Annotated in this window: 13 protein-coding genes and 1 pseudogene; 3 read left to right on the forward strand and 11 right to left on the reverse strand. The window is 62.0% G+C overall.

Annotated elements, in window-relative coordinates:
- Window positions 1-216 precede the first annotated feature (216 nt).
- Entirely contained in the window at window positions 217-1,704 is a 1,488-nt protein-coding gene (locus tag HBR94_RS05265; RefSeq protein WP_170044328.1) for an aldehyde dehydrogenase family protein, read from the forward strand.
- On the opposite strand, the gene HBR94_RS05270 is transcribed toward HBR94_RS05265, so the two are convergent.
- Window positions 1,705-2,106 (reverse strand): Rid family hydrolase, encoded by a 402-nt coding sequence (locus HBR94_RS05270; RefSeq protein WP_057441680.1) that lies wholly within the window; start codon window positions 2,104-2,106, stop codon window positions 1,705-1,707. It lies immediately after the preceding gene.
- 244 nt (window positions 2,107-2,350) lie between these two features.
- On the opposite strand from HBR94_RS05270, the gene HBR94_RS05275 reads away from it, so the two are divergent.
- Window positions 2,351-3,586, forward strand: coding sequence for a DUF1835 domain-containing protein (locus tag HBR94_RS05275; protein ID WP_170044329.1), 1,236 nt, complete (start codon window positions 2,351-2,353; stop codon window positions 3,584-3,586).
- Here HBR94_RS05275 and HBR94_RS05280 read toward each other — a convergent pair.
- Window positions 3,583-3,723, reverse strand: coding sequence for a hypothetical protein (locus HBR94_RS05280; RefSeq protein WP_170044330.1), 141 nt, complete (start codon window positions 3,721-3,723; stop codon window positions 3,583-3,585). The genes HBR94_RS05275 and HBR94_RS05280 overlap by 4 nt on opposite strands.
- Window positions 3,724-4,025: 302 nt before the next feature.
- Between HBR94_RS05280 and HBR94_RS05285 the strand changes: the two genes are divergently transcribed.
- Window positions 4,026-5,099: an L-dopachrome tautomerase-related protein gene (locus HBR94_RS05285; protein ID WP_170044331.1), complete on the forward strand. Its 1,074-nt coding sequence runs from the start codon at window positions 4,026-4,028 to the stop codon at window positions 5,097-5,099.
- A 180-nt stretch (window positions 5,100-5,279) separates the two neighbouring features.
- Here the strand turns inward: HBR94_RS05285 and HBR94_RS05290 are convergent, their stop codons facing one another.
- The 9 genes and pseudogenes from HBR94_RS05290 to HBR94_RS05330 form a co-directional block, all read right to left on the reverse strand.
- A complete protein-coding gene (locus HBR94_RS05290) occupies window positions 5,280-5,597 on the reverse strand; it encodes a hypothetical protein (protein WP_057441684.1) in 318 nt (105 codons plus the stop codon).
- 5 nt (window positions 5,598-5,602) lie between these two features.
- The gene (locus HBR94_RS05295; protein ID WP_162947739.1) at window positions 5,603-5,764 is read right to left on the reverse strand and encodes a hypothetical protein; all 162 of its coding nucleotides are present in this window, start codon (window positions 5,762-5,764) and stop codon (window positions 5,603-5,605) included.
- Between the two features lie 95 nt (window positions 5,765-5,859).
- Window positions 5,860-6,198 carry a DUF2388 domain-containing protein gene (locus tag HBR94_RS05300; RefSeq protein ID WP_170044332.1) on the reverse strand — a complete coding sequence of 113 codons (339 nt, stop codon included), beginning with the start codon at window positions 6,196-6,198 and terminating at the stop codon, window positions 5,860-5,862.
- A gap of 119 nt (window positions 6,199-6,317) precedes the next feature.
- Window positions 6,318-7,391, reverse strand: a complete 1,074-nt coding sequence (locus tag HBR94_RS05305) for a methyltransferase domain-containing protein (RefSeq protein WP_057444279.1) — start codon at window positions 7,389-7,391, stop codon at window positions 6,318-6,320.
- Between the two features lie 45 nt (window positions 7,392-7,436).
- A pseudogene (locus tag HBR94_RS05310) lies at window positions 7,437-8,884 on the reverse strand (adenylosuccinate lyase family protein).
- Window positions 8,884-10,317, reverse strand: a complete 1,434-nt coding sequence (purB, locus tag HBR94_RS05315) for an adenylosuccinate lyase (protein ID WP_057441691.1) — start codon at window positions 10,315-10,317, stop codon at window positions 8,884-8,886. The pseudogene HBR94_RS05310 and the gene purB overlap by 1 nt, the downstream one beginning before the upstream one ends.
- Window positions 10,318-10,346: 29 nt before the next feature.
- Window positions 10,347-11,333: an HOASN domain-containing protein gene (locus HBR94_RS05320; RefSeq protein ID WP_170044333.1), complete on the reverse strand. Its 987-nt coding sequence runs from the start codon at window positions 11,331-11,333 to the stop codon at window positions 10,347-10,349.
- A gap of 39 nt (window positions 11,334-11,372) precedes the next feature.
- Window positions 11,373-12,368, reverse strand: a complete 996-nt coding sequence (locus HBR94_RS05325) for an HOASN domain-containing protein (protein WP_170044334.1) — start codon at window positions 12,366-12,368, stop codon at window positions 11,373-11,375.
- A 188-nt stretch (window positions 12,369-12,556) separates the two neighbouring features.
- Complete coding sequence (locus HBR94_RS05330) at window positions 12,557-13,396, reverse strand: hypothetical protein (RefSeq protein WP_170044335.1); 840 nt, start codon at window positions 13,394-13,396, stop codon at window positions 12,557-12,559.
- Window positions 13,397-13,437 lie beyond the last annotated feature (41 nt).

Here is a 13,437-nt window from a genome sequence, read left to right on the forward strand (position 1 = left end):
GCACCTGAGCCACCGCACTTCCCCTGTGGGAGCGGGCTTGCCCGCGATAGCGGTAGTTCATCCGCCGAATGTATCGACTGACACTCAGCCATCGCGGGCAAGCCCGCTCCCACAGGGGCATGGCAGCCACAGACATACGCCCCGGCAGGCACAGTCAAGCTGTCGCCTGCAGCGTTGGTTAGCCTCGGGGTTTCCCTTTTGATCAGGAACCTCCCCATGAGCGATATCGCGCTGCTGCCCACCGTCGAAGCCTTCTTGCGTCGAGACCACGGCCTGTTTATCGACGGCGGCTACGTCCCCAGCCAGTCCAGCCAGACCCTGGCGGTGATCAACCCCGCCACCGGCCAGGTCATCGCCACGGTCGCCGACGCGCAAGCCAGTGATATCGAGCTGGCCGTGGCCTCCGCCAGGCACGGCTTTAAACAATGGTCCCTGACCGCCCCCGCAGTGCGCGGTAACGTGCTGCTCAAACTCGCCGACCTGCTGGAACGCCACCGTGAGGAGCTGGCACAGATCGAGACCTGTCAGTCGGGCAAGATCATCCAGATTTCCCGGGCGTTCGAGGTGGACCAGGCCGCGCATTTCCTGCGTTATTACGCAGGCTGGGCGACCAAGATCAGCGGCCAGACCCTCACCCCGTCACTGCCTTCGTTTGCCGGCGAGCGCTACACCGCCTTCACCCTGCGCGAACCGGTGGGCGTGGTGGTAGGCATCGTGCCGTGGAATTTCTCGACCATGATCGCCATCTGGAAACTCGCCTCGGCCCTGGTGACCGGGTGCAGCATCATCATCAAGCCCAGCGAGTTCACGCCGCTGACCCTGCTGCGCATTGCCGAACTGGCGGTGGAAGCCGGCCTGCCCGCTGGCGTGCTGAATGTGCTGACCGGCGGCGGCCAGGTGGGTAAGGGGCTGATCGAACACCCCGGCACCGACAAGGTGTCATTCACCGGTTCGGTGCCCACCGGCCTTGCGGTGGGCAGCGCGGCCATGGGTGCCGGCCTGACCCGCGCGACCCTGGAACTGGGTGGCAAAAACGCCGCGGCGTTCCTGCCCGATGTGAAGCTGGAAACCGCCGTCAACGGCATTATCGAAGCCGGGTTCCTGCACTCGGGGCAAATCTGCGCGGCGGCCGAGCGGTTCTTCGTCCACCGCTCGCAGATCAACCCGGTCATGCAAGCCCTGGCCCAGCGTTTGAGCCGACTGAATATCGGCTCGCCACTGGATGAGCGCACCGAGTTCGGCCCGGTCACCCACCGTCAGCACCAGCTGAAGCTGGAAGGTTTTTTTGCCACCGCCCGCGCCGAAAACAACACAATCATCCATGGCGGCCAGCCAATGGATCGGCCGGGTTGCTATGTCGAGCCCACGATCATTCTCGCCAACAGCATCAACGACACGCTGCTCACCGAAGAGACCTTCGGCCCCATCGCCACGTTCCTGCCCTACGACGACGAGGATGAGTTGCTGGCGTTGATAAACCACACCGCTGGCGGCCTCAGCGCCAGCCTGTGGACCAACGACCTGGGCAAGGCGCTGCGCATGGTCCCGGCGATCAACGCCGGCACGGTATGGGTGAATATGCACACCCTGCTCGACCCGGCCGTGCCGTTCGGTGGCAACAAATCCTCGGGAATTGGCCGGGAGTTTGGCAGCGCGTTTATCGAGGACTACACCGAACTCAAGTCGGTGATGATGCGTTATTGATCACCCCGGAATCAGCGCCTCCGCCTCGATCTCGATCAACCACTCGGGCAGCGACAGGCCGCTGACGATGATCCATGACGACGGCGGCGGATTGTCGGGGAAACGCTCGCGCAGCGCGGCAGCGATAGGCTCCTGCTGATCGCGGGCGGACTCGACGATATACAGGCGCAGCATGATCACATGGGACAGATCGCCCTCGGCCGCGGCCAGTACCTTTTCGATATTGTCCAGGGCGGTGGCGGTCTGCTCGGCGATGCCGGGGCCGACGGTGCGCTCGTCTGCATCCACCCCCACCTGGCCGGACAAGAGAATGCGCCGGCCCTCGCGCACTTCCATGGCCTGGCTGAAACCGTATTGCAGGGAGTTGAAGACTGTCGGGGGATTGATGGTTTTTCGTTGCATGACGACTCCTTGTTGTCTGTAGGAAATAAGGCTACCTCAAGTGTTTTTTCGGCTCTTGGAGAAGTTGCCGATTTCAACATCCAGAAACAGAACACCTTGCAATCCACCCTCCCCCTACCTATATTCGCGCCAGGCGCCATCTACGCCACCTTCCGCGGAAAGGGCTGCGCCCAGGACATGACTGCAGACCTCATCACTACGACTCCCAACCTTAAAGCGGACAAGGTTTGTGCAAGGAGATCGTATGTCGCAACGCCCCGCCTCATCGGCCACTGACGGTCGTATCAACCTTGAGCAGCAGCGCAAGCGCGCCAAGGAACTGTTGCAGCGCCTGAAACATGGCACCGCGCCAACCGAACTGGCGCTGCTGGCCAACCCGCACCCGACGCTTTCCGATGCCCAATGGCTGATTGCCCGGCAACTGGGTTTCAGCAGTTGGCCCAAGCTCAAGGCCCATGTGGATGCAGTGGATTTTGCCGCCAACCACCCCGGTTTCGAAGCCAGCGATGAAGCGCGCACCACCCATTGGCGCTGCGGCAATGATATTGCCCACAGCCTTGGCGTGGCGGGGTTCAAGGGGCGGTTTCGGATGCTCAGCGACCCGCTGTGCATGGGCCCGGTCCAGGCCTTGCCTGGCGAGGCCTACCGGGCGATGCGGGCGCGCTTCATCGGCCAGGCGTTTACCCTGGATGTGGCAGATGCCGCACGCCGCCTGGACGATGAGTACCGCCATCTTGAAGAGCTGGGCAGCGCCGACCACAGCGTGTTGTGGTGCGAAGCGGATGCCTATGACCAACTGTTCCTGATCCGTGCCCTGGCAGGTCTTCAGCACACGCCGGCCAGGCTGGAGTTGATCGCGGTCGACCGCATTCCCGGCGTGCAGCGCTTTATCGGCATCGGGCAATTGGCCCCGCAGGTGTTGGCCTGGCTGTGGCCCCAGCGCCGGCCAGTTGACGAGCCCATGCGCCAATTGGCGCGGCAGGCGTGGGCGGCCTATTGCGACAGCTCGCCCGTGGCCTTGGCACAGTTGGTCCGCAACCCCCACCCCGCCTTGCCCTTGCTGGCCCCGGCACTGCGCCGGCAGTTGCAGGAGTTGCCTGGCGCTCGCGATGGCTTGTCGCTGACCGAGCGCCTGGCCCTGCAATATCTGGCCGAAGTCGGCCCCACGCCGTTTGCCCGGGTGTTCGCCGAGCTGATGGCCAAGCGTGAACCCCTGCCCTACCTCGGCGACATGATGTTCCATGCCCTGATGCGGCCGCTGATCGACGGGGCCTCTCCTTTGCTGACTGAGTCCGACAGCCACCTACCCTGGCCTGGCCGCACACTGGCGCTGACGCCCCTGGGCCACCGGGTGTTGAGTGGCAGCGAGTACTGGCCCGATCATGCAAGCCACGAGCGCTGGGTCGGTGGCGTGCAGATCGTACCGGGGCAGCCGCACTGGACGATCGACGACAAGGGCGTGCCAGCCTGGCGGACCTAACGCCCCTGGCTGAGCATCTGCAGGTTCATCGCCACGAGCTTGCGCCGCTTGGACAAGGGCTTGCCGGCGTGTTTATGCAAGGGGCACAGCTCGAGGTCATCCTCGATGACCAGGATGCGTGCGGAAGAAAATGGCATAGGCGGCAGATGATAACCGTTCACAATTAGGCCAACTTCTCACCCGGGGAAACATTGCGCAACGAACGTGGCGTATTGGGCTGTGTGAACGCGGATTATCAATATTTTGAAGAAACTGATTGCATCGAACCTGGGCTTTTTCAGTTAAACGCCAGCAATCAAGCTATCTCCTCGTTAGGTCACGTCACCAGATGCAGGAGAATCATCATGTCGAAAGCCACCGTCAGCCAGTTCATGCACACCCTCCATCAACGCCTCACCGAGTTGTGGGATACCTGTGCCCGCGCTGGGGGAGCACGCTCATGACCCGTTTGCTGCTGGGCGCCGCCATGCTGGCACTGCTTGCCGGGTGCGCCACCGTCAAACAGCCCGAGCTGGACGTTGCGGTCCAAAGCTCCGGGCAGATCTGGAACGCCGTAGCGCACTATAGCGGCCGCACGTTTCTCTCGGGGCCACGCTGGACCGGGACCCAGGGGCCACAACTGACGGCAATCGACCAAAATGGCCAGCGCGCTGCCTATCCAAGCGGTGCCTGGAACAGCTGGGCACCAGGGCGGGATGCTGCCAACGTCTTCGTGAATATCAATGCCCTGCGCCTGGAGGGCGACAAACTGTGGGTAGTGGACACCGGCTCGCCCGAATTCGGCGGCAACCCTGTCAGCCAAGGCGCAAAGCTGGTGTGTATCGACCTGCCTACAAACCAGGTGGTTCGCACCTACTTCTTCGGGCCGGATATCGCCATGGCCGGCAGCTACGTGGACGACGTCCGCTTCAGCGCCGGCAAGGCCTTCCTCACCGATGCGGGAAATGCCGGCATTATTGTCGTCGACCTGGAGACCGGCGAAGCCCGGCGCGTGCTGAACCAGCATGCCTCAGTGGTCGCCCGGCCTGACCGGGACTTGATCCTCAGCAACCAGGTGGTCAAGGCCCCCAACGGCCAACCCCTGCGCGTCAACGCCGACCCGCTGGAAGTCAGCATTGACGGCGTCTGGCTGTACTATGGCGCGCTGCAAGGCCCGTGGTTCAAGGTGCGGATCCAGGACCTTGCGAACCCGGCCCTGCCCCCGGAACAACTGGCCGCGCGGGTAGAATTCTTTGCCGATATACCGGCAACGGGAGGTTCGGTCATGGATGCACAGGGCAACCTGTACTTTTCCGATCTGGCCCACGACGCCATGCGCGTGCGCCGCCCTGACGGACAGATCGAAACCCTGATCGTGGACAAGCGCCTGCATTGGGTTGACGCGCCCTTCCTGGACAAGGACGGGACGTTGTGGCTGCCCACACCACAAATGGACCGCGTAGCCCTGTTCAACAAGGGTAAATCCCTGGTGCAGTGGCCGGTGGGGGTTTATCGCTTATCGACACAGCGCTGATCAGCGCGACTGCAGATTGCTTAACGCTTTCACATCCCTTTCACAGTCGGGCGCCTAAGGTGATCCCAGCTCCTAGTGAAAACCTTTAAGCCCGCACTCCCCATCGCGGGCTTTTCTTTGTGTGGGATTTGGCTGAAAGCGGGGTGCCCGGCATCTGCATGCCGGGCCAGAAAAGTGCAACTACAGCAATACCGTAGCCAGCATCCCCAGCGCCCCCAGGCAAAAGCCGATCAATGCGCCGCGCCCAGGTGCCTCATGGAACAGCGCCCAGACCACCACAGGCTCCAGTAGCAGCAAGGACGTGACCGAGACCACGGTGACGATCCAGATATCACCGACCGCCACATACCCCAGCCAATAGGCGCCCAACAGGCAAAGCCCGGCAAAGCACATCAGCACTACAGGCATGATGAATGCCTGCCATGAACCGTCGCCGGCATGGGCCAGCCTGGCGGTGACTACCTCGCTGTAGATTGCACAAAACTCACCGATCACCATCAACCCTAGAGCAAAAACTCCGAGTAGTTCTTTGGACATATCAAAAACTCCTTCGTATTCAGCGCAATGTTTTTCAGCTCCCAGCGCGCGATGCCGCTCACCAGGGAGTTGTTGCAGTGATACGAAGCAGCCTTGAACAGGCCTGAATTACCGAAGTGCTTTTGCATGCTCATGTCCTTCAACGGGTGTGAGTCGGCGCAGCCCCAACTAAGGAGGGCTGGCTCAGATCATACGTTCCGTTGAGCGGCGTGAACAACCAACACTAGAGTGCCGGTATAGATGAGGCCGCGATCGCCAGGGCCAGCTGTGCGTCAGACATCAGCGGCGGCTTGTAGGTCGAGCGGTAAAACCTGCTTGCCTGCTCGAACTGTGCACCCCGGATCTCGCCATCGGAGCCAATGAACGCCAGCGCGTCACTTTTGGAGGATTTGAAAAGCTCTGGAATGTAGGAAGTGCCTGCGGTGGCTCCCGAGGTAATCACAAAGGGCGCTACCGAGGTGAGCATGAGCGCCCCCTGGAACGGGTTATTGTTTTCGGCGGCCACAGCGGGGTTGCCAATCGACACCAAGAGGACGATTGCCAGGGGTTTGCAGAAATCCATGGGTGATTGCTTCCGTGCGTTCAGAGGGGCGCCACGATAACAGAGTTGGGCGGTCCATCACGCAGGTGTCGCAGGAGCGTGCCCGGGAACGTGTACCACACGCCCCCGGGCACGCTAGGTCACGGCTTGAGTTCAAACAACGCGGGCATTGGCGGCCATTCGGAAGGTACCTTGCGGAAGTGGCTGAACCCGGCGGCTTGCGCCATCTGCCGTGCGCGCTTCTCGCCCATGAACGCCCCCAGCCCTGCCCCACCGTGGGACAGCGAGCAGGTCATGCAATACAGGGTGCTCTGCGGATACATCACTCGACCGAACAGGTTCATGTTCTCGTGAAGCTCTTCGGACAGGTTGAGCTCGACCATCAGGTAGGTGCCGTCTTCGGCCGTCGCGGCGCGCAGGTCCTTGAGCATCTGCTGAGGATCGGTGGCATCGTGGATCACCACGAAGGTGGTCACGAAGTCGAATTGCTGGCCTCGCAAGGCATCCGAATCGTTCACCTCGAATTGCACCCGGTCACCGACCCCGGCTGCCTCGGCATTGGCCCGTGCCAGCTCGATGGAAGGCAGGTGAAAGTCGCAGCCGACAATCCGGGCCTCAGGGTACGCCTTGGCCATGGTGATCGCCGCAAGGCCGGCGCCGCAACCGAAATCCAGGACACTGCCGCCGGTCTTGAGCTTCTCTTCGACGCCGTCCAGGGAAGGAATCCAGTGCTGGACCAAGTAGTGCTTGTACCAAGGCATGGTCATGCGCTCCATGCCTTTCCAGGTTTCCAGCGGAAACGCCTCTTCGGCGCAACCACCACCGTGGCGAAAAGCTTCGATGACCTTGGGCGCCATGCTCACGAACGGCACACTCAGCTGAATGATCCCACCGGCAAAATAGGGCGAGTCTTCATCGGCGAGAACCGGCACAAATTCAGCGGGCATCTGGTAGCTACGGGTTTGCGCGTCATAGGTCACATAGCTGCCGGTGACCATGCTGCCCAGCCATTCGCGCAAATAGCGTGCGTTGTAGCCGGTCTTCTGCGCCAGCTGTTCCAGGGTCACGGCCTCTCCGTCGGCCAGTGCCTTGAACAGGCCAAGCTGGTCACCGATGTAGAGCATCGCACCGCGCAGTGTGTTGCCGTAATCCTCCATGATCCGCGCGGAAAACTGCTGGACCTTGGTTTTATCAACTTCCATAACCTTAGACATCTGTCTCTCCTTGATAAGTTTGCAAGCCTGCTCATTGAGCAAGGGTCAGCGGTCCGTCAGTTTGGACAGCACGTTATCGACAATGCGTTCGGACATGCCCAGATGGCTTCTGGGCTCGAACAGCCGCGCCAGGACGCCTGCATCCATGACAGCGACCACCCGGGTATCGGCCTCGATCGCCGTGCGGATCGACACGTGATCGCGCTGGCTCGCCTGGGACACTTCGAAGATGATTTGGTAGGCGCTGCTCTTGCCGAGCTTGCGTGCCATTTCGAACACCACGGCTTCGGTGCAGATCGCATCGCCATAGCCCTGAGCGGTGCATTCCATCTTCTTGACGTAACGGTCAGCCCGTCGATGGTCTCGGTCAGGATCGAGAGCGCCATCAGCGCATAGTGCGAAACGTCCGCCACCGCACACCACTCCAGGCGCGTGCCACGGTAATCGCGCTCGTGCTCGAGGATCATCGCGTCCAGCGCGAGCACGACCTGGGCCTTGGCCAACCGCGCCAGGACCACGACCTGCTCGCAGCCCTCGGGGTTGCGCTTGTGGGGCATGGTGCTGCTGCCGATCTGCTGATCGCTCCAGCCCACTTCCACCTCGCCGATTTCCCAGCGATTGAGCGTGCGGATTTCGTCGGCCACACGGGCCAGCGATGCCGTGACCATGGCCAAGGTACTGACGAACTCTGCGACACGGTCACGGGATACGTGCCATCCGGTCAGGGGTACTTGCAGCGACAAGCGCTGCGCAAAACGCTCCAGCATGGGCATCGCGTCCGGACCGAACGCCGCCATCGTGCCGACCCCGCCAAACAGCTGCACCACCAGCACTCGCTGGCGGGCCTCAGCCAGGCGCTGGCGGTGGCGCAGCAGTTCATCAATCCAGCCGGCGACCTTCAGCCCAAAGGTGGTTGGCAAGGCTGGGATCGAATGGGTCCTGGCGACCATCAGCGAATCACGGTGCGCATCGGCCAGCGTCGACAGTTTGCCCAGCAAGGTCTCCAGGGCCAGGTCCATCGCGTCGAGGACGTCGCGCATTTCCATGGACTGGGCGGTGTCCTGTATGTCCTGGGTGGTGGCGCCGTAGTGCACGAATTCACGGGCACTCGGGCTGCAGTTTTTTTGCAGGGCGCTCAGCAAGGGCATCAGCGAATGACCGGTGGCAGCCACGCCTTCGGCCAACTGGCGCACATTGATGCCCGACAGCAAGGCGGCTTTTTCGATCTCCAGGGCGGCCTCGAGCGGGATGATATTGACATCGGCCTGGGCCATGGCCAGCGCAGCTTCCACATCCAGCCAGCGCTGCAGGCGGCAGTGACTGCAGAAGATCTTGCGGCTCTGCGGGCCGGCATAGCCTGAACCGTGGGTTTTCGAGTCGAGGATGTGGCTGTGTTCGTGCCGGCACTGCTCGCCGTCATGACCCAGGCCGAGGTGTTCCGAACGAGCGGTGCAAGATGCACGGGCTACCTTTTCCAACGTTTGCGAATCCATCACATACCCTCCATCGCGTACTGGGACTGACCGACATTTCCTGGGGTTGCCATCACCGCTTCAAGGCCATCGCTTGAAGACCGGGGTATCGCTTTGTTCGCCACCAATTCGACCATCTGTGCCGCAAGCCCCGTGTAGGTGGTCGGGTCAAGCAGGTCGTCGAGCGCTTGGCGGGTGAAACAGCCGTGCAAACGCTGATCGTTGAGCAGGGCTTCGCGAAAAGAAACACCCGCGCCTTGGGCTTGCAGAGCTATTTCGTGAACCAACTGATGGGCCGTCTGCTTGCCCAGGCGAGGCGCCAGCGCGAGCATGACCCGCTCCGACAGGATCAGCCCGTCCAGCAAATCCAGGTTGCTGCGCATGCGCGCTTCGCGCACGTCCAACCCGGCCAGCAGCACACCCTCCATCCGTGCAAGCAAGGCACCGGCGTAGATGAACAGCTCCGGCAAGGCCGCCCATTCGATGCGCCAGGTGGTGCCGTCACGCTCGTGCAACTGGAACGCCGCATCGGTCAGCGCGAGCATTTGTGCGCGTACCAGCCGCGAAAGCGCGCTGATCAGATCCACCGTCGACGGGTTTTGCTTGTGGGGCATGGTGCTGCTCCCCACCTGCCCTGCCCGGCGGCCTTCACGCACTTCATCTATCTCGGTGCGTTGCAGGTGGTAGATCTCATTGGCGACCCGGCCCAAGGTCGCCGAGGCCTGGACCAGCAGCCAGGCCGCCTCCAGCACCCGGTCGCGGGCGCTGTGCCAACTGCTCAACGGTGCCGCCAGGCCAAGGCTTTCCAGGGTCCGGCGCTGCACCTCCAGGCCCTGTGTGCCCAAGGCCGCCAAGGTGCCCACGGCGCCGGTCAGGTTGCCCACCATTACCCGGGCATACGCCTCATCAAAGCGCTCAAGGTGTCGATCAATTTCATCGACCCACACCGCGACCTTGTAGCCAAACGTGGTGGGCAGCGCTTGCTGCCCGTGGGTCCTGGCGACCATCGGCGTGTGCTTATGCTGCAGGGCGAGCGTGAGCAAATGCCCACGAATCCCCCGCAAACGCTGCAAGACCAGGCCCCAGGCATCGCGAACCTGCAAGATGAGCCCGGTGTCGAGGATGTCCTGGGTGGTCACGCCGTAATGCACGTATTCACCCAACCCATCGGCGCACAAGGCCTCCAGTGCGCGAATGGTCGGCACTAGGATGTGCCCGGTTTCCATGCTCTCGCGCCCCAGTGCGTCGAGGTCGAGCAGCTCCACACTGGCCACCCGGGCGATTTCCCGCGCAGCTTCATGGGGGATGATGCCCATCTGCGCCTGGGTCGCCGCCAGCGCTGTTTCAACATCGAGCCACTTCTGCACCTGATTGGCATCAGAGAAGATCGCGGCAAATTCCGGGGACGAGTAAGCGCCCCCGTGGATACGGGATTCTGATATATGACTCGGCATGTCGGGTTACTCGCGTTGTCCAGGGAGGGCTACTTCACGCGCTGCACTTCTTCCCAGACAGCGTCGTAATAAGCCCTCTCCAGCCGGAAGTGCTGGGCCAGGGACGTCAGGAATGAATTCTGGAACGCGAGGTCCGGAATACGCCGTGAGATCAGCGCCCATTCACGCTTGGCCCGCGGCGGGACAAGGCTGATATGCACTTCGTAGTACTCCGCGTCGTCCTGGCTCAGGCCAGCGTTGCGCAAGGCGTTGTACAACTTGCCGTGGTTGCCGGGAACCACCAGTTCGGTGATGTAGAACACCGCCAGGCCCCAGCCGACATCCGGGTTGCGAAAGCACCGGGCCCGGTTGTTCAGGTAGGCGATCTCTTCAGGCATGGTCGAGATGGCGTCGAAATCAGCAGGCAGGCCCACGGCGCCGAGGAGCTTGGCCAACAGCCGTGGGTGGGAGCGCTGCTCGTCCTCTTCGCCCAGCTCGCCGTAGAGGTAACGGCCAAGCGCGGCTGCCTCGTCCACGTCGGTGAGGTTGACCAGCAGGTCCGCGGCGTCACGGTACAGGCGGAAGGTGCGGAACCACTGGTGATGCAGGAACACCTGCAGTTGCTCACGGGAGGCCTTGCCTTCAAATATGTACTGCGACATCGGATGGTTTTCCCGCGACTGCGCGGCGATTTCCTCTTCCAGGCGCTGTTGGAAGCCAGCTTCGGACAAGGGCGATGCCAGGTCCGCAGACGGCATGAAACGCTCTTGCACGCCATAGATGGCATTGGCCAGCCAGCGCCGGGTCGAGGCAGTGACGACGTCATCGCTCAGCGACAGGATGTACAACAATTGCTGACACTGCGCCGCGTTCGCGGCATCGCCCCGGTGGCCCGACTCGCACAAGGCGCGCAGCATATTGGCGGCAATTTCGATACGGTTGAATGTCGTGTCAGGTTTGAGCGCCTCAGCCAGCAGGCGGGCTTCAGCGGTGTGAATGCTCTGTAATTGCGGCAGCGAGAAATTACGTGGGCTCATCATGTGCTCCATTTTTTTGTTCTAGGGTCGCTGGGAGGATCAGGCGGGCAGGCGTTGTTCCTGCATCTGCTGCCACAGGCTGTCGAAGTAGGCCTTGTTGATTTCGAAGTGACGCTTGAGCGCCCGCATGAACATGCGCTGGAAGCCTTCATCACCGGCGAACTTGGCGATCAGTGCCCACATTTCCTCGGTGTCGATCTCATCCTGGGTGCCATGCAGGCGGTGGAACTCACTGGGCCCCTCTGGCACCTCGAGGCGCTGCAACAACTCGTAGATGCGCCGATGGTTGACGCAACTGACCGACTCGACGGCGTACAGCAACGCCAGGCCCCACGCCACATCGGTGTGCCGCACACAACGAATGCGATTGTTCAGGTAGGCCTTTTCCAGGGGGTGCAGTGCCGGGAAGTCAATCACCAGCGGAATATCGAAATACTCCATGAGGTGGGCCAGCATCGCCGGGTGGGAACGCTCCGGTGTCTCCGCCCCTGCCTCGCCGTAAAGGTTGCGGTAGAACACCGACGCGTCCTCAATGGCTTCGAAGCGAAAGGCCAGTTCGGCCAGCAGGCTGTAGAAGTTGTAAGAGCGGGTCCAGTGGTGTTCCAGAAAGAAGCGCACGTCTTGCACCGGCGGCGTGCCCTGGAACAGGTGCACCGACATGGGATGATTGACCCGGCTGCGTGCGGCGATTTCAGCATCGACCTGCTTGCGGAACTCATCCGCCGGCAGTGCGGTGAAACTCGGCAGGTCGGCGGCGAATTCATCTTCGACGCGGTAAACCTCACTGGCCATCCAGCGACGGGTCGGCTCGGTGCGCGGCTCGCCGGGAATGTGCAGTTGCAGCAGTGCTGACTGGTAGTGGGCGTAGGCGTCGGCGTCTCCCGACAGGCCTTGCCGGGTCAGCGCGAGCAGCGCTTCCAGCGCGCTGGTGACCTGGGTGTATGGCGCGCCGGGCTTCAAAGCATCAGCCATCAGCGCCGAAGCGATGGTGCACTGATGGGCGTCCGGGCGTTGTTGCAGGGCAGCAGTATCCATTGATAACCCCTTTGATCCTTATTTTTATGATGTTTGCGTACTCGAAAAAAATCCTAAAGGTTCCTCCAGTGGCAAGGTCAACACCTGTAGGAAAATTCTTTTCATTGAGTTGAAACAGCCCGTAACCAGGGCTGTTCGCCCCGCCGATGGCTGACCAACGGCGAGGCGAGGATGCCGGGGGGGAGGCTTCAGGACGCGGCGGGAACTGTCACTAGGAAAGGCACGGTACGAATTTTGTCGCCCCCCTTGAATTGAATCCACAAGGCATAAGGCCCCGCATGCGCGGGCTTGGCATGCAGCATCAACTGCGCCGAGACTGCGCCTGGGTCGCCATGGTCACCATGACCACCGTGGGCGGCCTGCGCCGCCATGGCGTGCGCATGCACATAGTCCAGCTCATCGGTACTGACGAAAACCGCATGGGCCGCCACACCCAGGTAGGTGTCCAGGTCCTGGGCCGGCTTGCCATCCTTGAGCACGGTCAGCGACATCATGCTTTCGCTGCCGGCACGCAGGGCCGACGTTTCCAACTTGACCGTGTACGGGCCATCGCTACCTTGCTCCGGTTTAGACGGCGCCTGGGCCACCGCATCGCTGCCGCCCTGTACTGGCACCTCGAAGCGCACCACCTGCTGGCCAAGCCCGCTCGGCACGGCATCGGCATAGACGTAATAGGTGCCCGGCCGGGGAAACTTCATCGCGACCTTGAAGCGACCATCAGCGCCCAGCTTGGCCGCGTGCTCATGGATAAAGCTGGTGAAATGGCTGTCGGTCGCCAGCACATGAAGGCGCTGGGTCAGTTCTTCGTCAAACTGCACGATCGGTTGCCCGGTGGCCTTGTCGGTAAAGGCAATCGACAACTCACGTGTCAGTGGGCCGGTTTCGTTGACGATCAGCGCGCCAACAGCCTTTTCGCTCTCGCCGGGCAGCGCGAACGTGCCTTTGATGCTTTCCTGGGCTGCCATCGACGGCATTGTCGCCGCGCCTAGCACTGCCAGGCCAACGGTTAGAACCTGCTTGGTATCCATCTGGGTGACTCCTCATTCGATAAATGGTGGCTTGCGACAGG

The sequence above is a fragment of the Pseudomonas sp. WS 5412 genome (assembly GCF_012985615.1).
Taxonomy (GTDB): Bacteria; Pseudomonadota; Gammaproteobacteria; order Pseudomonadales; family Pseudomonadaceae; genus Aquipseudomonas; species Aquipseudomonas shahriarae.